Consider the following 19,200-nt stretch of genomic DNA (forward strand, 5'->3'; position numbering starts at 1 on the left):
GTCTGCTCATAACCAAAAAATCAGTGAGTCTTTTAAACCTTATTTGCGCGAAGTTGAGATATTTTTTGTTCTAGCGAAATAACATTTGTTTTATTAAACAATGTTGTATTAGCAAAGCTTTCAAAATAACGAAGCGCTTTTTGCCAAGCAACTTGCGTTTGTGCTGTAAAAAAACGTCCTAGGTGCTCGCTTAGTGTGTGGTAAAAGGCGTCACAAAGTAGTGATATTTCCCTTGGCGTCACATTCCTCTTTTTTAAATATTGCAAGTGAAAGGCTAAAAAGGGGGCAACAGATGATGGGTTATTCAAATGCCTAACTATGCGTTCTAAGACGCAATACAGTATATAACTTTTTTCGTTAAAGTAGGCCGCACTTGGGTATTGCATTGTTATATTTGACTCTTCAAGCTTAGCATGAAAGCGTGCTGTAAACGCATGAAAGTTTGGCTTAACTATATGCAAACTTTTAATTAACTGTGGCTGATAAGTATTCATTAGCAATCTCATTAAATTTTGTAATTTTTATTTTTATCCACATCGGAGAGCTTTTAGTATAGTGCGTCGCTCACATATCGCACGTAATCTAAACATAAAAAGCATAAATTTGTATCATTTTTATGAATTTTAGACATTTTATTTATGAATATACGGCTTTTTACGTAGATGTTAGTGACGTTACAATTACCATTTTAATATCTGCATAATCATAATACATACTAGCGAAGCTTAAAATGGGGGGTCACTGATTTTATCAAACTTATTAGTTATTATGGTTGCTAATTACCCCGTATATCCTTATAATAGCCGCCATTGTTTAGCGGTTGATTAACCACTAACAGCGATATTGAATTTTAGGTTTGATATCTATTGGCGCGGGATGGAGCAGCCTGGTAGCTCGTCGGGCTCATAACCCGAAGGTCGTCGGTTCAAATCCGGCTCCCGCAACCAATTTTTATAGTTAGGTATAACCTTACTAATTCTGTATCGCGCATTCTAAGTAATGCGCGTTTTGCGTTTAAGCTAATGTAGTTTAATTAGGTCAGTAAAATGACCCGCAGCCAAGCTTGGCCAAAGGCCACACAGTTTTATGCTTTATTGGTGTGACGCCCCGCTTGGTTCGGGGCGTTGTTGTATCTGCACCATTGATTTTTTGTCTTGTCATTAAATCAAAACTTAAACTCAGTATTTTAGGGCTATAAGCCCTTTTTTTGTTTGTATGGAGGATTTTCGTGACAAAACTTGAGCAAGATTTATTAACCATGCTAACGCCTGCAGTAGAAATGTTAGGCTTTGAATTACATGGTCTTGAGTTTGTACAAGCAGGCCGCCATTCTACCTTAAGGGTTTACATTGACCATGAGGATGGGATATCTGTTGATAACTGTGCGGATGCGAGTCGCCAAATTAGTGCGATTTTAGACGTCGAAGACCCAATTACAAACGAATATGATTTGGAAGTATCGTCTCCTGGTGTTGATCGTCCATTATTCAAACAAGATCACTACGAGAAGGCGCAAGGAGAGGAAGTACGCGTGCGTACTAAGCTTCCACAAGATGGTCGCCGTAATTTTAAAGGCGACTTAGTAGCAGTTAGCAGTGATATGATCACACTTAAAAGCGATGGCGAAGAGCACTTAATCATGCTTAGCAATATCGAACGTGCGAACATCATCGCAAAGTTTTAATTCGAGTGCGAAGGAATAGGGCAAGCGAGGCATTACCCATGGCAAAAGAGATATTATTAGTTGCTGAAGCCGTTTCCAATGAGAAAGCGGTTCCAAAAGAAAAGATTTTTGAAGCGTTAGAGTTCGCTCTAGCAACAGCGACAAAGAAAAAACACGATGGCGAAATTGAAGTGCGCGTATCTATCGACCGCAAAACTGGCGATTACGATACATTTCGTCGTTGGAAGATTGCAGAAATTCAAGAAGATGGTTCATTAGAAAATCCTTACAGCGAAATCACATTAGAAGCAGCTCAAGTTGAAGAACCTGACTTGCAACTGGGTGATTATGTTGAAGAACAGATTGAATCTATTAAATTCGACCGCATAACTACACAAATGGCAAAGCAAGTTATCGTACAAAAAGTACGTGAAGCTGAGCGCGCTTTAGTTGTAGAAGCGTATAAAGATCAAGAAGGCGAGCTAGTAACAGGTGTCGTTAAAAAAGCAACACGTGATGCAATTGTACTTGATTTAGGTAACAACGCCGAAGCGGTTATTTACCGTGACGATATGCTGCCACGTGAAAACTTCCGTCCAGGAGATCGTATCCGTGGTCTTCTATACGAAGTTAAACCTGAAGCACGCGGCGCACAGCTATTTGTAACGCGTTCAAAACCAGAAATGCTGATGGAATTATTCCGCATTGAGGTGCCAGAGATTGGCGAAGAAATGATTGAGCTTCGTGCTGCAGCACGCGATCCGGGTTCACGCGCTAAAATTGCCGTTAAATCAAATGACAAGCGTATTGACCCAGTTGGTGCGTGTGTTGGTATGCGTGGTGCCCGTGTTCAAGCTGTATCATCAGAACTTGGTGGCGAGCGTGTTGATATCGTACTTTACGATGACAACCCGGCACAATTTGTAATTAATGCAATGGCACCAGCAGAAGTGGCTTCAATCGTAATGGATGAAGACACTCACTCAATGGATATTGCAGTAGAAGCCGATAACTTAGCACAAGCAATTGGTCGTAATGGTCAAAATGTTCGTTTAGCTAGCCAATTAACTGGTTGGGAACTAAACGTAATGACGGTTGATGACATGCGCGCTAAAAATGAAGCCGAGTCAGATAAGTTAATCAACTTATTTACTGAAAATTTAGATATTGATGATGAATTTGCATCATTACTTATTAACGAAGGTTTCTCAACACTTGAAGAAGTAGCCTATGTGCCTGCTTCAGAGTTTTTAGAAATCGACGGCTTAGATGAAGAAACAGTTGATGTGCTGCGTTCACGCGCTAAAGATGCATTAACAACAAAAGCACTTAAAACGGAAGAAAGCTTAGAAGGTGTAGAACCGGCTGAAGACCTACTTGCGCTTGAGGGTTTAGAACGCCATCTAGCATTTGTTATGGCAAGTAAAGGTGTAGTAACACTTGAAGACTTAGCTGAGCAAGGTATTGATGAATTAGTAGATATTACAGAGCTTTCACCTGAAAAAGCAGGTGAGCTAATTATGGCTGCACGTAATATTTGTTGGTTCGCAGACGAGTAATTTATTAACGGAGGTATTACACACTATGGCAGAAGTAAATGTTGAAAAACTAGCCGGCGATATAGGTACAACTGTTGATAAATTGCTTCAGCAATTTTCACAAGCGGGTATCACTAAAAAAGCGGGTGATAATGTAACTGAGGCTGAAAAAGCACAGCTACTAGATCACTTAAGCAAATCGCACGGTGGTACTGGTTCAGAAGGCCCAGCACGCATGACTTTACAGCGTAAGAGCAAAAGCACATTAAGTGTTACGGGCTCTACAGGTAAAGCAAAGGCTGTTCAAGTTGAAGTTCGCAAAACACGTACTTACGTGAAAAAAAGCGCAATTGAGCAAGAACAAGAGCAGCAGCGTCTAGCCGCTGAAGAAAAAGCGCGTATCGAAGAGCAGCAAAAAGCTGCACAAGAAGCCGCAGAATTAAAAGCGAAACAAGAGGCAGAACGTAAAGCAAAAGAAGAAGCTGATCGTAAAGCCAAAGAAGAAGCTAAGCGCAAAGCAGAAGCAGAGCGTAAGGCTAAACAACAGCAGATGACCCCAGAGCAAAGTGCTAAGTCTGAGAAAGATCGCATCGAAGCTGAGCGTCTGCAGAAAGAAGCAGAAGAGGCCGCATTGAAGAAAGCTGAAGAAGAAGCGAAACGTCAAGCAGAAGAGGCAAGAAAGCTAGCTGAAGAGAATGAAGCTCGCTGGAAGAAAGAGGAAGAAGAACGTAAGAAACGCGAAGAAACAGCGGATCACCATCTTACGACTTCTACTTACGCACGTGAGGCAGAAGATGTTGCCGATGCACGTGATGAGCAAGGCGCACGCCGTGCTAAGAAAAAGAAAAAAGCCCCAGCAAAAGATAAATTTGCAGGTGGTAAAGGCCGTAAAGGTAAGCTAAAAGCACCTACATCGCTACAACACGGTTTCCAAAAACCAACAGCAGATGTTAAAAACGAAGTGCGTATTAGCGAAACAATTACAGTTGCAGAGCTTGCATCACGCATGGCTGTTAAAGGCGCTGAAGTTGTTAAAACAATGATGAAAATGGGTGACATGGTTACCATTAACCAGGTAATTGACCAAGAAACAGCACAACTTGTTGCTGAAGAAATGGGCCACAAAGTTATCATTGTTAAAGAAAACGAATTAGAGCAAACAGTACTAAATGACCGCCATGAAGATGGTAAGTCTGAGCCGCGTGCACCAGTAGTAACTGTAATGGGTCACGTTGACCATGGTAAAACATCAACGCTTGATTACATTCGTTCTGCTAAAGTTGCATCAGGCGAAGCCGGTGGTATTACACAGCACATTGGTGCATACCACGTTGAAACTAACGGCAACATGATCACTTTCTTAGATACACCAGGTCACGCCGCGTTTACATCAATGCGTGCACGTGGTGCTAAAGCAACAGATATTGTAATCCTAGTGGTTGCAGCAGACGATGGTGTAATGCCACAGACTAAAGAAGCGGTACAGCATGCTCGCGCAGCTGGCGTTCCTTTAATCATCGCTGTAAACAAAATGGATAAAGAAGGCGCAGACCCAGATCGCGTTAAAAACGAACTAGCTCAGCTAGACGTTATTCCTGAAGATTGGGGCGGTGATACGCAGTACGTTCATATCTCAGCTAAAACAGGCTTAGGTATTGATGACTTACTAGAAGCTGTTCTTATGCAATCTGAGCTTTTAGAGCTTCGCGCTCCATCAGAAGGCATGGCAGCAGGTGTTGTAATTGAATCTCGTCTTGATAAAGGACGCGGCCCAGTTGCTTCTATCTTAGTTCAATCCGGTACTCTTAACCAAGGCGATATCGTACTGTGTGGCCTTGAATACGGCCGTGTTCGTGCAATGAAAGACGAAAACGGTAAAGACATTAAATCAGCGGGTCCTTCTATTCCTGTAGAGATTCTAGGTCTATCAGGTATTCCGGCAGCAGGTGATGAAGCGACTGTTGTTAAAGATGAGCGTAAAGCGCGTGAAGTTGCTTTATACCGTCAAGGTAAATTCCGCGACGTTAAACTTGCTCGTCAGCAAAAAGCGAAGCTTGAAAACATGTTTACTAACATGGCTGAAGGCGATGTATCTGAAGTTAACGTGGTACTTAAAGCAGACGTTCAAGGTTCAATCGAAGCGATTTCAGACTCACTAACTAAGCTTTCTACTGATGAAGTAAAAGTGAAGATTGTTGGTTCTGGCGTAGGTGGTATCACTGAAACTGATGCAACACTTGCTGCTGCATCTAACGCAATCGTAGTTGGCTTCAACGTGCGTGCTGACGCATCTGCACGTAAAGTGATTGATACTGAAAACTTAGACTTACGTTACTACAGTGTTATCTACAGCTTAATTGAAGAAGTTAAGCAAGCCATGTCGGGTATGCTTGCGCCTGAGTTTAAGCAAGAGATTATCGGTCTTGCTGAAGTGCGTGACGTATTTAAGTCTCCAAAAATTGGCGCAATTGCTGGTTGTATGGTGACTGAAGGTACTATTAAACGCAGCGCACCAATTCGTGTATTACGTGATAACGTGGTTATTTACGAAGGTGAGCTTGAGTCACTACGTCGCTTTAAAGATGACGTTCAAGAAGTACGTAACGGCATGGAATGTGGTATCGGTGTCAAGAACTACAATGACGTGCGCGTTGGTGACCAAATCGAAGTATTTGAGACAGTTGAAGTACAACGTACACTTTAATTGCTCGTAAGCTAAGATTGTAAATGGGGGCTTTGCCCCCATTTCTGTATCCATTATTCAATTAACTTATTATTTTAATTCAGTAAGTTATGATTTTAGGAAAACAATCATGAGAGAATTTTCTCGCACTGATCGTGTTGCTCAGCAAATTCAAAAAGAAATTGCTGTTATTTTACAACGCGAAATTAAAGATCCGCGCTTAGGCATGGTGACAGTGTCTGCGGTAGAAGTATCGCGCGATTTATCTTACGCAAAAGTTTTTATTACGGTGTTTAATACCGAAGATGAGAACAAAGCAAAAGAAAGCGCAAAAATACTTAACGAAGCAACGGGCTATATTCGCTCGTTACTGGGTAAGCGTATTCGTGCTCGTATAATGCCTGAGCTTAAGTTTGTAGTAGATAACTCACTAATGGAAGGGATGCGTATCTCTAACTTAGTGGACTCGGTTATACGCGAAGATAACGCTAAACATGTTGATGATGAAACTGATAGCGAAGAAGGCACTAAAGACTAATGGCTAGACGCAGTAAAGGCCGTCCGATTGATGGTATTTTGTTGTTAAACAAACCTCAAGGCATTTCGTCGAACAAAGCCCTACAGCAAGCTAAAGGTATTTATTTTGCTCAAAAAGCAGGTCATACCGGTGCGCTAGATCCACTGGCCACTGGCATGCTGCCTATTTGCTTTGGTGAAGCGACTAAATTTACCCAATTTTTGCTCGATACAGATAAAACCTATGTGGTAAGAGCAAAACTAGGGGAGCGAACAACTACCTCTGATTCAGATGGCGAAGTGGTGGAAACCCGCGATGTAAACGTCACCACGGAACAGTTAGCTGCAGAAATTGAAAAGTTTTTAGGCGAGTCAGATCAGTATCCATCAATGTACTCGGCACTTAAATATGAAGGTAAACCTTTATATAAATACGCGCGTGAGGGCATTGAAGTACCGCGAAAATGTCGAAAAATAAACGTGTTTAGTTTGTCGCTTGATGAGTTTGATGAAACAAACAATGAAGTGCAAATGACTGCGCATGTATCTAAGGGTACATACATCCGTACCATTGTAGATGATTTAGGCGAAAACCTAGGCTGTGGCGCACATGTTATTATGTTGCATCGCTCGGCGGTTGGCCATTATCCTAAAGACAAAATGGTCTCGCTTGAGCACCTTGAAACTCTATTAGCGAAGGCTAAAGAAGAGGCGGTTGCCCCTTCTACATACCTTGATGAACTGCTATTGCCAATGGATAGTGCGCTGGTTGATTTACCCGTTGTAGAAATTAGTAAAGAGCAGGGTGTTGCGTTCAGCCATGGCCAAGCCGTAGTACTAGGCACAGATTTACCCGAAGGGGCCATTAAGGTCTTAGCTGATGGTATGTTTATTGGGACCGGTGAGCGCAACCCTGATGGGCATTTAAAATCAAAGCGCGGCTTATCTAATCAGCAACCTGAGTAAACTTTCACTTGTAGTTATCCTCATAGTTGGTAGAATACGCCCGCTCAATCGTTTTGGCTGAATTAGTGATCGGCTAAAGCACCTATTAAATTTAACTTTTGGAGTTATTATGTCACTAAGCAATCAAGAAAAAATCGATATCATTGCTAAATTTGCACGTGCTGAAGGCGACACTGGTTCACCTGAAGTACAAGTAGCTTTACTTACTTTTGATATCAACAAGCTTCAAGGTCACTTTGCTGACCACAAGCATGACTTCCACTCACGTCGTGGTCTGCTTCGTAAAGTAAGTACTCGCCGTAAATTGCTTGATTACCTTAAAGGTAAAGATATCTCGCGTTATACTGCATTAATCCAAGAACTTGGCCTACGTCGCTAAGAACTAGATTACGAGAAAAGGAGCTTTATAGCTCCTTTTTTTGTGCCTAAATTTTTAACCTACCAATACACCTTCTTAAAATATAAGTAAAAATCAATAAATGATTAGGCAAAAGCGATTGTGTTTTATCATTGGGTAGGCTCGCAATTTTAGGTCGCTTTGGTATATACTATGCGCGTAGATAAATAGGTTATCTGCAGTCATTAAAAATTTTGCCAATTGTAGTACTTAATTGATTTCCAACTGAATACAATTATGTACTGTAATTGGCCCTTTTAATGACACTTATTATTGAAATATAAAAACATTTAAGGAATATTTTAAGTGCAAGCAATTATTAAAGAATTTCAACTAGGCCAACACACAGTTACCCTAGAAACAGGTGCAATCGCACGTCAAGCTGACGGTGCAGTATTAGCAAGTATTGGCGATACATCAGTATTAGTTACTGTAGTTGGTAAGCGTGAAGCTCAACCTGGTCAAGACTTTTTCCCATTAACAGTTAACTACCAAGAGCGTATGTACGCTGCTGGTCGTATCCCAGGTGGTTTCTTAAAGCGTGAAGGCCGCCCTAACGATGGCGAAACACTTATTGCACGTCTTATTGACCGTCCAATTCGTCCACTTTTCCCAAATGGTTTCGTAAACGAAGTACAAGTTATTGCAACCGTTGTATCTGTAAACCCTGAAATCCAACCAGATATGGTTGCGATGATTGGTACATCAGCAGCACTTGCTATCTCTGGTATCCCTTTTAACGGCCCAATTGGTGCATCACGCGTCGGTTACATCAACGGTGAATACGTACTTAACCCGACATTAAAAGAGCTTGAAGAAAGCCAACTAGATTTAGTTGTTGCAGGTACTGATAACGCAGTACTAATGGTTGAATCTGAAGCAGATGTACTTGCTGAAGATGTAATGCTAGGTGCGGTTGTATACGGCCATGAGCAATCTCAAGCTATCATCAATGCAATAAACGAATTTAAAGCAGAAGCAGGTAAACCTACATGGGATTGGACTGCACCTGAGAAAAACGTATCGCTTGAAGAAAAAGTAGCTGAACTTGCTTCTGAAAAAGTAGGTGAAGCTTACCGTATTACTGATAAAGTAGCGCGTAAAGAAGCATTAACTGCAGCAAAAGACGCTGTAATTGAAGCGCTTACAAGCGAGCTTGCTGAAGATGAAACGCTTGATAAGCAAGAAGTAGGTAAAGTATTCGGTTCACTTGAGAAGAAAATTGTACGTGGCCGCATCACTGCAGGTGAAAAACGTATCGATGGTCGTGAACCAGACATGATCCGTGCACTAGACGTAATGACGGGTGTATTACCACGTACTCACGGTTCTGCAATCTTTACTCGTGGCGAAACACAAGCGCTTGTTACTGCTACACTGGGTACAGAACGTGATTCGCAGTTAATCGATGATTTAACGGGTACTCATAAAAACCACTTTATGCTTAACTACAACTTCCCTCCATTCTGTGTAGGTGAAACTGGTTTTGTAGGCTCTCCTAAGCGCCGTGAAATTGGTCACGGTAACCTAGCTAAGCGTGGTATTCAAGCTGTAATGCCTACACTTACTGAGTTCCCTTACTCAATTCGTGTTGTATCTGAAATCACTGAATCTAACGGTTCGTCTTCAATGGCATCTGTTTGTGGTACGTCACTAGCACTTATGAACGCGGGTGTACCAATTAAAGCATCTGTAGCGGGTATCGCGATGGGTCTAGTGAAAGAAGATGAGAAGTTTGTTGTTCTTTCAGATATCTTAGGTGATGAAGATCACTTAGGTGACATGGACTTTAAAGTTGCAGGTACTACTAACGGTATCACTGCACTACAAATGGATATCAAGATTGAAGGCATCACACAAGAAATCATGCAAATTGCGCTTAAACAAGCAAAAGCGGCACGTTTACATATTTTAGGTGTAATGGATGAAGCGATTTCTGCTCCTTCTGAAGAATTATCAATGTTTGCTCCTCGCATCTACACTATGCAAATTCCTGCTAAGAAGATTGCTGAAGTAATTGGTAAAGGTGGCGCTACAATTCGTCAACTTACCGAAGAGACAGGCACAACAATTGAAATTGAAGATGACGGTACAATAAAGATTGCTGCAACAGACGGTGAAAGCGCGCAAAACGCAATTACACGTATTGAGCAATTAACAGCAGAACTAGAAGTAGGTACTATCTACACTGGTAAAGTGGTACGTATTGTTGACTTTGGTGCGTTTGTAAACATTCTTCCTGGTAAAGATGGCCTAGTGCACATTTCTCAAATCAGCACAGAGCGTGTTAACAACGTAACTGACCACTTAAGTGAAGGTCAAGAAGTTAAAGTTAAAGTATTAGAAGTAGACCGCCAAGGCCGTGTACGTCTAAGCATTAAAGAAGCAATGGAATCAGCAGCTCCTGCAGCTGATGAGTCAAAAGACGCATAATTGCTAAACTTTAACCCGTTTAATATACGCGGGATAATAAAAAAGGGGCTGTTTAGCCCCTTTTTTTATGCTTTAATGAAACCTTATTAGACAAGGTCTGTCTTATTTTTATTGCGATATATCTTGGTATTAAGGATTTTAATGATACTCAAACATTTAGCTTTGGCATCTTTTGCTATTTTGTCTTTAAGCGCTTGCCAAACCACGACTGAATCAAAACCTACGCCGATTGTTAATGTGCCTTTTACTGCACCCCTTGCATCCGACTTTAGAAGCGAAATTGCGATTGCACGTTACTCTGAGCTATTAAATAGAGCCGATTTAAGTACCGAGCAACAAGCTAAGCTTTATTATGACCGTGGGGTATTATTTGATAGCCTAGGAATGACCACGTTATCGCGCATTGATTTTAACCGCGCTATAAAACTAAAGCCTGATTTAGCTGAGGTGTATAACTTTTTAGGTATTCAGCATACTTTAATGCAGCAATACGAAAAAGCGTATGAGTTTTTTGACTCAGCCTTGGAGCTTAATGAAGAGCATGAATACGCTTATTTAAACCGTGGTATTGCACTGTATTATGGTGAAAGAGCAAACTTGGCGCAAAGTGACTTTGATGAGTTTTTAGCGCGATCACCAAACGATCCTTACCGAGTGCTATGGCTTTACCTTGCACAGTCGCAAGAGGATAAACAACAAGCATTAGCCGCTCTTAAAACAAATGCCGCAGCACTTGATGAATCGCAGTGGGCGTATCAGTTAATTTCGCTTTATACTGGCGATATGAGTGAGCATACGTTTTTATCGGGTATTAGCGAAGGTGTTAAATCTGAGCAAGAATACGCACAGCGTTTGTGCGAGGCGTATTTTTATTTAGCCAAAATGCACCAAGCAGCGGGCGAGCAGTACTTAGCTGCGGATTACTTTAGATTGGCATTATCCACTAATGTGCATGAGTTTATTGAATATAAATATGCGCGTTTAGAGCTTGAGCTTATGGCTGGTGCAGACGCTAGTTAAATACCTGTGTTATTTAAGTGGTTTGCTATTTAGCCTGCTTATTGCGGGCTCTAGCAACCATTTAAGCAGTATTGGTTTTTGGCATGTACTTAATACGAAGGCTGATCCGCTGCAAAGCTATTGGCAATTCCCTCGCTACTTTTCAAATAATATCGCGCATCTTCCCAGATTAACCTTGGGCTTTTTAGCACGTGAAAACATCCCATCAGCCCAATACAATTATTCTTTAAAGCTGATAAAAACAAATAAAAACGAGCAAGCTAAGTTATTTTGGCTACAAAGTATAACTTACATTACCCACGCCCAGCGACAGGATTTAGCTAATCTTCTCTTGGCACGAGCACGCTGGGACGATTTACTATTATTAAAGCAGCAAGAATTATTGCCCAAAGGGGATGCGTATAACCACTTAGCACTTCATACTTCAAATCATTACAAACGCATCCCAAACGCTTTTTTAAATGATCTTGGGTTCACGGCTTTAAATACCTTACCGGCTAGTAATAGCTCCTGTATCTACAATGTCGTTATGATAGGCGTTCATCGCGAAGGACTTTATAAATTACAAAGCTTCACTAAACAATTTAATAAAGTACCCGAACCGCAAAAAGGGGTGTTTTGCTTTAGCAAACCGGTTTACGCCGCTGGCGCATTGGAGTGTAAAAACACACTTTCTATGGCCAACTGTAAATGGAAAAATAAAGCTTTGAGAGGCAAGGTTGCAAAACAGTTTGACTACAGTGTGATAATGAGTAAAAACGGTACGGCTAATGTTATGGGCAAACAAATGCAGCTAAGTACCAGCGCTAACTATCATGTTTTTTTACATGAGCTTATGCATTTTAGCGGTTTTGAAGATGAATATACGCTCCCGCAGAGCAAACAAAAGTGGCTATGTTTAAAGCAAGGTTATGTTGCGCCTAATTTATATATTTCACAGGGCGAGCCGCCTCCCACAGGTTGGCACCAAAGTGAGAGCTGCCAGCAAGGGGGCGTAGCATATAAGCCCAGTAAGGATTGGTCTATTATGCAGTATCAACAACTAGGTTTATCAAAGAGGTACAGGGCGTTGTGGCAGAAACAAATACAACAACAAGAAACCTTAACCCTTGATTAAAATTAAATCGAATAGGCTTGCTATCTATAGACAAAATGGCTGTTTATAAGTATAACTGTACGTATTAATGTCGTTTAAAAACAGACAGTAAAAGCATCTTTTCGTGATGTATAAAACGTAAGGATAAACTTATGATTATAAAAGGCCCTACATTATGACTTTGCTCTGGATACCTTTGTTATCCTTAATTGGCAGTGTTATTTCTTCATGCACCGGCAAACTATCCCGTACGCAAGCTGCAGCTGTGACTGTGCTTGCGCCTTTAACAGCTTTAGGTATTACGCTATACCACACTCCCGCTATTTTAGCAGGTGAAACAATTCGTTATGCTGTAACGTGGATCCCCGCACTTGGGCTGGATTTATCATTTCGTCTTGATGGCTTGAGCCTACTGTTTATGTTTATGATTTTGGGCATAGGCATACTGGTCATTACCTACGCACGTTACTATCTGAGTAAAAACGACTCCTTAGCTAAGCTGTATAGTTACTTATTGTTGTTCATGACGGCCATGCTAGGCATTGTTATGTCTAACAATGTTATTCAACTTTGGCTGTTTTGGGAATTAACCAGCATTAGCTCATTTTTATTAATTAGCTATTGGTGGCATAAAACAGAAGCGCGAAAGGGCGCGCGTATGGCACTAGCTGTTACCGGTGCCGGTGGTTTAGCATTGCTGGCAGGTTTAATGTTAGTGGCCGATATTGTTGGTAGTTACGACCTGGATGTAATTTTAGCTAGCAAGGCAATTGTGCAATCTCATGACTTATACGAAACTGCACTTGTATTAGTTTTGCTAGGTGCATTTACTAAATCGGCACAGTTTCCATTTCATTTTTGGCTTCCTCACGCTATGGCAGCCCCAACTCCAGTAAGCGCGTATTTGCATTCTGCGACGATGGTAAAAGCAGGTATATTTTTATTAGCGCGTTTTCATCCTGTGCTTTCAGGCACAGATACATGGTTTTTACTGGTGGGTTTGACTGGTTTAGCAACGCTTTTGTTTGGTGCTTATATCGCGTTGTTCAAACACGATTTAAAGGGCCTGTTAGCATACTCAACCATTAGCCATTTAGGTTTAATTACGTTGTTACTGGGCCTTGATACTGAGCTCTCTACTGTAGCGGCAATATTCCATATTATTAATCATGCCACTTTTAAAGCCTCATTATTTATGGCGACGGGTATAATCGATCACGAAACGGGTACGCGTGATATGCGTAAGCTTAACGGTATGTGGCGGTATTTACCTTACACGGCAACACTCGCAATGGTCGCAGCAGCCTCAATGGCGGGTGTGCCATTGCTCAACGGTTTTTTATCTAAAGAAATGTTTTTTGCCGAAACCTTACATCAACAAGTGCTGGGCTCTATGTCGTGGTTAATCCCGGTTTTAGCGACCATTGCAGGAGCGCTCTCTGTGGCGTACTCCTCACGCTTTATCCATGATGTATTTTTTAACGGCGACCCCATAGATTTACCACGCCAACCACATGAAGCTCCACGTTATATGCGATTGCCAATTGAAGTGCTGGTTGTGCTGTGTGTGCTTGTAGGTATGTTTCCACACTTCTCTGTTGATGGAATTTTACATGCCGCATCATTGGCTGTCCTTGGTCAACAAGTTCCAGAGTACGAACTGGCTATTTGGCATGGCTTTAACCTTCCTTTATTGATGAGTGCCATGGCTGTGGTGGGCGGTTTATTTATTTATATTAACCGCAAATACTTATTTCAATTTCAAGCCTCGTTACCACCCCTTAATGCTAAAAAAACGTTTGAGGTAATTGTCCTTAAGGCTATTAATTGGTCTCAAAACAGAGTAAGTAGCATCGAAAACGGCTCATTGCAGCGCTACATTTTTGTAATGCTGGCGGTGGTGCTATTGTGTGCGGGGTGGCCATTGTTTGAGATGCAACAGTTAGCCGGCAGTATGGCGAGTATCCCTGTCGATGTGCACAATGCTATTGGCGCTGGGTTATTAATTATTGGCGCATTGGCTACGGTTATTTGGCATCGTTCTCGTGTAGTTGCTTTATTAATGATTTCTATTGTGGGGCTTATGGTGTCAGTTGCGTTCACTCGTTTTTCTGCCCCTGATTTAGCGCTTACGCAACTCACCGTTGAAGTAGCCACCGTAATTTTACTAATGCTAGCATTGTTTTTCCTACCTCAGCATACACCTAAAGAGTCTAGTTCACTTAGGGTATTACGAGATTTAGGCATTGCATCAACATTAGGTGTAGTTGTTGCAAGTATTTGCTATGCACTTCTTACACGACCGCTTGAATCAATATCTGATTTCTTTATCGCTAATGCTAAAACAGGCGGTGGCGGTACGAATGTAGTAAACGTTATTTTGGTCGATTTTAGGGGCTTTGATACCTTGGGTGAGATCACGGTGTTAGGTATTGCAGCATTGGGAATATTTAAAGTGCTGTCGCGTATTCCTCTATTTATGCCTGCAAGTGATGGTGAAGGGCGACCTTGGGCGCGCGAACGCCACCCTATACTACTTGCCAGTATTTCGCATAGTTTATTACCGCTTGCATTATTAGTATCGGCTTATATTTTCCTACGAGGTCATAACTTACCTGGCGGTGGCTTTATTGCAGGTTTAGTAACGTCGATTGCCTTTATATTGCAGTACATGGCTCATGGGTCAGCTTGGATAAGTGAGCGCTTTGCAGTTAACTATCGCAAAATCATCGCTTCGGGTATTGGTATTGCCTTGTTTACTGGTGTAGGCAGCTGGTTCTTCGATAGGCCATTTTTAACAACGTGGTTTGATTATTTTGATATTCCATTTATTGGCAAAACAGAGCTTGCAAGTGCGATTGTGTTTGATTTGGGCGTATACTTAACAGTAGTTGGAGCTACATTAATGATATTAGCAAGCCTTGGCAACATGACAGCAGATACCCAGAAAAAAGAGGTAAATATTTAATGGAGCTATTGTACGCATCTTGCGTTGGAGTGTTAGTGAGTTGTGGTGTTTACTTACTACTTAGGGCGCGTACGTTCCCAGTGGTGCTTGGACTTACTATGATTTCATATGCAGTGAATTTATTTTTATTTTCTGCAGGTCGTTTAACCATAAATAAAGCAGTCGTGCTTGGAACAGGCACTGATTATGCAGACCCGTTGCCTCAAGCTTTAGTGCTAACCGCCATTGTAATCGGTTTTGCTATGACTGCATTTGTGGTTATTTTAGCAATACGTGGTAGAGCCGATTTGGGTAGCGATCATGTTGATGGGCAAATAATAAAAAGCACGGCCGATAGCAAGGAGCAAAAATGATTCAACATTTAAGCTCTTTGCCTATTCTGTTACCTATGCTGGCAGCAGTCATATTGCTTTTGCCGCCATGTGGTAAAAGCTTACGAATTCGTCGTATTGCCTCATCAGTCATGGCGGTGGCCACGTTTATCGCCAGTGCAATGCTGCTAATCCATGTGTATAACAGTGGTATCAATGTATACGCAATTGGTAATTGGTCAGCGCCTTTTGGCATAGTACTTGTTGCCGATATGCTTTCTACTTTATTGGTTGCACTTACATCCTTTTTAGGAATGGGAGTCATTTTATATGGCTGTGCAGGTGATGATGCTAAAGGTAATTTCTTTCATCCTTTAGTACACTTTTTAATATTAGGTGTAAATGGCGCATTTTTAACAGGCGATCTGTTTAATGTATTTGTATTTTTTGAAGTACTCCTTATTGCCTCATACTCATTACTTATGCACGCAGGTGATAAGCAAAATACGCGCGCCGCACTTCAATATGTAATATTAAACTTAGTTGGCTCGAGCGTATTTTTAATTGGGTTGGGTATTTTATACGGCGTACTGGGTACATTAAACATTGCCGATATGGCTCAAAAAGTATCGCTGCTAACAGGGGACGATGTTTACTTAGCCAAAGCGGGTGGCTTGCTATTGTTAGTTGTATTTGCTTTAAAAGGTGCGCTATTACCTTTGCATTTGTGGTTACCTAATACCTATGCAAGTGCAAAACCTGTCGTTGCTGCGTTGTTTGCGATTATGACCAAAGTAGGCGTATACGCTATGTTGCGCGTTTATACCGTTATATTTGGTGAACAAGCCGGCGAGCTTGAGCATATGGCGCAAACTTGGTTATGGGGCTTAGCTATTGCCACCATAGTGGTTGGTGGAATTGGTGTAATGGCAGCACAAGATTTACGCAAGTTAACGGCAAATCTAGTAGTTGTATCAGTGGGCACGTTAGTTGCTCTAATTGCCTTGCAAAACGTCACAGCAACAGCTGCACTGCTTTATTATTTAGTACATTCTACTCTAGTCAGTGCTGCACTGTTTTTATTAGCTGATTTAATTGCCACACAAAGAGGGAAAGTAGGGGATAGACTTGTTGCTGGCCGCGCTGTAAGTCAACCCTATTTGTTAGGGGCGTGCTTTGTAATTGCTGTATTAACCGTTGTAGGAATGCCACCTCTATCGGGGTTTGTTGGAAAAGTTTGGATCCTCAAAACAACCTTGAATAGCGAGCAAGCCTTACTATTTTGGCCTGTTTATTTAATTACTAGTTTTGTTTTATTAGTTGCACTTTCGCGTGCTGGCACTAGTTTGTTTTGGGAGCGAAAAGCAAAGAAAGGCGAAAGTACTGATGGCGTTAATGCCCACCCATTACAAATTTTAATAATTGTCGGGTTATTGGCATGTTCCCCATTGTTAGTTATTTTTGGTGGTCCTATCAGCGATTATATGCTCAGTGCTGCTACGCAACTGCATGACATTAATGGTGGTATTAATGCCGTAATGGGAGGAGGGAAGTAATGAGATTACAAGCCCGTTATCGTTGGTTGCCAACGCCGTTTCGTAGTTTCTTTTTATTTGTAATCTGGTTGCTACTCAATAATAGTGTATCGCCAGGGCACTTGGTATTAGCAACGTTTTTAGCGATATTTATACCCTTATTGAGTTTTTCATTACGTGACCCACAACCACTAATACTAAAACCTGGGTTGGCTTTAAAACAATTACTTATCGTTCTTTACGATATAGTAGTGGCTAATTTACAGGTGGCCTTGTTAATAGTGGGTCCGGCTAAAAAATTACGCCCTGCTTTTGTAAAAGTCCCTATAGATTTGAGCCATGATATGCCGATTACGATTCTTGCCAGTTGTGTATCACTCACACCGGGTACAGTAAGTGCCGAAGTGTACCCTATCCCAGAATCGCTTAACGAAGGTGAAACGCCCACACAGCGTTATTTACTTATACATGTACTCGATTTAAAAGACGAAGAGGCACTTATCAAACAAATTAAACAACGCTACGAAGCTCCCCTAAAGGAGATTTTTCAATGCTAGATACTGTATTACTCATTGTTTTTTCTATGATTGGCTTATCGCTATTACTAAATTTATGGCGACTTATTATAGGCCCATCGGTCCCAGACCGTATTTTGGCGCTGGATACTATGTATATAAACGTCATTGCATTAATTATTTTATACGGTATTAGCATGGGCACAGGCCTGTATTTTGAAGCCGCATTGCTAATAGCTATGCTTGGTTTTATTAGTACAGTTGCTGTGTGTAAGTATTTACTGCGTGGCGACATAATTGAATAGGATTTTAAAATGATAAGCGAATGGGTTGTATCCATACTGTTATTGTTTGGTGGGCTGTTTATTTTAATTGGTTCATTAGGCTTGATTAAATTGCCTGACTTTTACATGCGATTGCATGGACCAACTAAAGCAACAACCTTAGGCATGGCAAGTATACTTATTGCAGCAATGGTGTTTTTTGCGAATTCAGGGCACGGCTTTAGTGTCAAAGAGATATTGATTACCGTGTTTTTATTAATTACCGCCCCGATTAGTGGGTATATGTTAATAAAATCAGCAATTCATCATAAGCTTAAAGCTAAAGAAGGTACAAAAGGGCTCGATAACGTAGAAGACGATTAGCCCTAGGACATTCATAAAAAGGCCAAATAAACATGTTTTATTTGGCCTTTTTAGTATGGGCATGCGCATTTACGAACTATTTTTTACTCATTAGCTTTAAGTGATTTGCTCTGAGGTTGGAAAAGCGCATTGATAACTAGGCAAAAACTCTCTATTTAGTTGTTCTAAAAAGATTTTTTAATCTATGCAGCAACACGTTTCGCCCCGAAAATGATTAAGTATTATTGCGGATTGATATAAATCATGTGAGTATGGTCTTACTTTTTATGTTTAAGGATATGACAATGGCTAAGGCACTATTACTTTCGTTACTTATATTTTCTGGCAGCGTATTGGCTGACGAGGCCACTAAGCAGCAAAAAATAGATGAGCTGATAAACGTGATGAACATGGATGCTATGGTTGACTCAATGTACGGGCAAGTTGAGGGCATGATGAAAAACATGTCTGCGCAAATGGGTGTTAAGCCCTCTGAGCAAGCTATTTTTGATAAATACTATGCAGATATGACCAATGTACTTAAAACCGAAATGAGCTGGAAAAAAATGCAGCCGATGATGGTTAACGTATACGACAAACATTTTAACGAGCAAGAAATTGCCGACATGCTGGCGTTTTATAAAACTGAAACAGGGCAAAAAATTCTTCAAAAAATGCCTGTAGTAATGCAAGAGTCAATGCAAATGTCGCAAAGCTTAGTACAAGGTGCGATGCCAAAAATTCAGGAAATAGCCGGTGAGCTAAGTGAAGAGCTAAAAGTCTCTCGCCAACAAGAAAATTAATCTCTTTGCACTGCCTCTTTTTAAGCGCGCTCATTAGCGCGCTTTTATTTTATCAGCTCCAGTAATTTTTTAATTATATTTTAATGTGGCCCCTCTATTGACCTGTGTGTCACACATAGGTTTACAATTG

The 19,200-nt window shown here is 41.1% G+C and carries 17 protein-coding genes and 1 tRNA gene; 17 read left to right on the top strand and 1 reads right to left on the bottom strand.

Going from position 1 to position 19,200, the window contains the following annotated elements:
* Positions 1-32: 32 nt before the first annotated feature.
* Positions 33-494 carry a globin gene (locus AN393_RS02335; RefSeq protein ID WP_055017203.1) on the bottom strand — a complete coding sequence of 154 codons (462 nt, stop codon included), beginning with the start codon at positions 492-494 and terminating at the stop codon, positions 33-35.
* A gap of 376 nt (positions 495-870) precedes the next feature.
* On the opposite strand from AN393_RS02335, the gene AN393_RS02340 reads away from it, so the two are divergent.
* The 17 genes from AN393_RS02340 (at position 871) to AN393_RS02420 (ending at position 19,070) form a co-directional block, all read left to right on the top strand.
* Positions 871-947, top strand: a tRNA-Met gene (locus AN393_RS02340).
* 281 nt (positions 948-1,228) lie between these two features.
* Entirely contained in the window at positions 1,229-1,684 is a 456-nt protein-coding gene (gene rimP, locus AN393_RS02345) for a ribosome maturation factor RimP (RefSeq protein WP_004585883.1), read from the top strand.
* A gap of 38 nt (positions 1,685-1,722) precedes the next feature.
* Entirely contained in the window at positions 1,723-3,222 is a 1,500-nt protein-coding gene (gene nusA, locus AN393_RS02350; RefSeq protein WP_055013990.1) for a transcription termination factor NusA, read from the top strand.
* 25 nt (positions 3,223-3,247) lie between these two features.
* Positions 3,248-5,905: a translation initiation factor IF-2 gene (infB, locus tag AN393_RS02355; protein WP_055013989.1), complete on the top strand. Its 2,658-nt coding sequence runs from the start codon at positions 3,248-3,250 to the stop codon at positions 5,903-5,905.
* Positions 5,906-6,014: 109 nt separating this feature from the next.
* On the top strand, positions 6,015-6,422 hold the full coding sequence (gene rbfA / locus AN393_RS02360) for a 30S ribosome-binding factor RbfA (protein WP_004585886.1): 408 nt from the start codon (positions 6,015-6,017) through the stop codon (positions 6,420-6,422).
* On the top strand, positions 6,422-7,366 hold the full coding sequence (gene truB / locus AN393_RS02365) for a tRNA pseudouridine(55) synthase TruB (protein WP_055013988.1): 945 nt from the start codon (positions 6,422-6,424) through the stop codon (positions 7,364-7,366). Before rbfA ends, truB begins: the two co-directional genes overlap by 1 nt.
* 109 nt (positions 7,367-7,475) lie before the next feature.
* Complete coding sequence (rpsO, locus tag AN393_RS02370; protein ID WP_004585888.1) at positions 7,476-7,745, top strand: 30S ribosomal protein S15; 270 nt, start codon at positions 7,476-7,478, stop codon at positions 7,743-7,745.
* A 324-nt stretch (positions 7,746-8,069) separates the two neighbouring features.
* Complete coding sequence (pnp, locus tag AN393_RS02375; protein WP_055017204.1) at positions 8,070-10,196, top strand: polyribonucleotide nucleotidyltransferase; 2,127 nt, start codon at positions 8,070-8,072, stop codon at positions 10,194-10,196.
* A gap of 141 nt (positions 10,197-10,337) precedes the next feature.
* Positions 10,338-11,216: a lipoprotein NlpI gene (nlpI, locus tag AN393_RS02380; RefSeq protein WP_055013986.1), complete on the top strand. Its 879-nt coding sequence runs from the start codon at positions 10,338-10,340 to the stop codon at positions 11,214-11,216.
* Positions 11,200-12,333: a hypothetical protein gene (locus AN393_RS02385; protein ID WP_055017205.1), complete on the top strand. Its 1,134-nt coding sequence runs from the start codon at positions 11,200-11,202 to the stop codon at positions 12,331-12,333. Before nlpI ends, AN393_RS02385 begins: the two co-directional genes overlap by 17 nt.
* 154 nt (positions 12,334-12,487) lie before the next feature.
* A complete protein-coding gene (locus AN393_RS02390) occupies positions 12,488-15,280 on the top strand; it encodes a monovalent cation/H+ antiporter subunit A (protein WP_055013984.1) in 2,793 nt (930 codons plus the stop codon).
* Entirely contained in the window at positions 15,280-15,633 is a 354-nt protein-coding gene (locus tag AN393_RS02395; RefSeq protein WP_055013983.1) for a Na+/H+ antiporter subunit C, read from the top strand. The genes AN393_RS02390 and AN393_RS02395 overlap by 1 nt, the downstream gene beginning before the upstream one ends.
* Positions 15,630-17,147, top strand: a complete 1,518-nt coding sequence (locus AN393_RS02400; protein WP_055013982.1) for a monovalent cation/H+ antiporter subunit D — start codon at positions 15,630-15,632, stop codon at positions 17,145-17,147. The genes AN393_RS02395 and AN393_RS02400 overlap by 4 nt, the downstream gene beginning before the upstream one ends.
* Entirely contained in the window at positions 17,147-17,683 is a 537-nt protein-coding gene (locus AN393_RS02405) for a Na+/H+ antiporter subunit E (protein ID WP_055013981.1), read from the top strand. The genes AN393_RS02400 and AN393_RS02405 overlap by 1 nt, the downstream gene beginning before the upstream one ends.
* Positions 17,677-17,946, top strand: a complete 270-nt coding sequence (locus tag AN393_RS02410; RefSeq protein ID WP_055013980.1) for a K+/H+ antiporter subunit F — start codon at positions 17,677-17,679, stop codon at positions 17,944-17,946. The genes AN393_RS02405 and AN393_RS02410 overlap by 7 nt, the downstream gene beginning before the upstream one ends.
* A 9-nt stretch (positions 17,947-17,955) precedes the next feature.
* Positions 17,956-18,288 (top strand): Na+/H+ antiporter subunit G, encoded by a 333-nt coding sequence (locus AN393_RS02415; protein ID WP_055013979.1) that lies wholly within the window; start codon positions 17,956-17,958, stop codon positions 18,286-18,288.
* Between the two features lie 284 nt (positions 18,289-18,572).
* Entirely contained in the window at positions 18,573-19,070 is a 498-nt protein-coding gene (locus AN393_RS02420; RefSeq protein ID WP_055017206.1) for a DUF2059 domain-containing protein, read from the top strand.
* The last annotated feature ends 130 nt before the right edge of the window (positions 19,071-19,200 follow it).

The organism is Pseudoalteromonas sp. P1-25 (assembly GCF_001401805.1).
Lineage (GTDB): Bacteria > Pseudomonadota > Gammaproteobacteria > Enterobacterales > Alteromonadaceae > Pseudoalteromonas.

Excerpts from the sequence above, each read along its gene's own strand:
- AN393_RS02335 (WP_055017203.1), bottom strand. The coding sequence starts at position 494 with ATGAATACTTATCAGCCACAGTTAATTAAAAGTTTGCATATAGTTAAG.
- nusA (WP_055013990.1), top strand. The coding sequence starts at position 1,723 with ATGGCAAAAGAGATATTATTAGTTGCTGAAGCCGTTTCCAATGAGAAA.
- infB (WP_055013989.1), top strand. The coding sequence starts at position 3,248 with ATGGCAGAAGTAAATGTTGAAAAACTAGCCGGCGATATAGGTACAACT.
- rbfA (WP_004585886.1), top strand. The coding sequence starts at position 6,015 with ATGAGAGAATTTTCTCGCACTGATCGTGTTGCTCAGCAAATTCAAAAA.
- truB (WP_055013988.1), top strand. The coding sequence starts at position 6,422 with ATGGCTAGACGCAGTAAAGGCCGTCCGATTGATGGTATTTTGTTGTTA.
- rpsO (WP_004585888.1), top strand. The coding sequence starts at position 7,476 with ATGTCACTAAGCAATCAAGAAAAAATCGATATCATTGCTAAATTTGCA.
- nlpI (WP_055013986.1), top strand. The coding sequence starts at position 10,338 with ATGATACTCAAACATTTAGCTTTGGCATCTTTTGCTATTTTGTCTTTA.
- AN393_RS02390 (WP_055013984.1), top strand. The coding sequence starts at position 12,488 with ATGACTTTGCTCTGGATACCTTTGTTATCCTTAATTGGCAGTGTTATT.
- AN393_RS02395 (WP_055013983.1), top strand. The coding sequence starts at position 15,280 with ATGGAGCTATTGTACGCATCTTGCGTTGGAGTGTTAGTGAGTTGTGGT.
- AN393_RS02400 (WP_055013982.1), top strand. The coding sequence starts at position 15,630 with ATGATTCAACATTTAAGCTCTTTGCCTATTCTGTTACCTATGCTGGCA.
- AN393_RS02405 (WP_055013981.1), top strand. The coding sequence starts at position 17,147 with ATGAGATTACAAGCCCGTTATCGTTGGTTGCCAACGCCGTTTCGTAGT.
- AN393_RS02410 (WP_055013980.1), top strand. The coding sequence starts at position 17,677 with ATGCTAGATACTGTATTACTCATTGTTTTTTCTATGATTGGCTTATCG.
- AN393_RS02415 (WP_055013979.1), top strand. The coding sequence starts at position 17,956 with ATGATAAGCGAATGGGTTGTATCCATACTGTTATTGTTTGGTGGGCTG.
- AN393_RS02420 (WP_055017206.1), top strand. The coding sequence starts at position 18,573 with ATGGCTAAGGCACTATTACTTTCGTTACTTATATTTTCTGGCAGCGTA.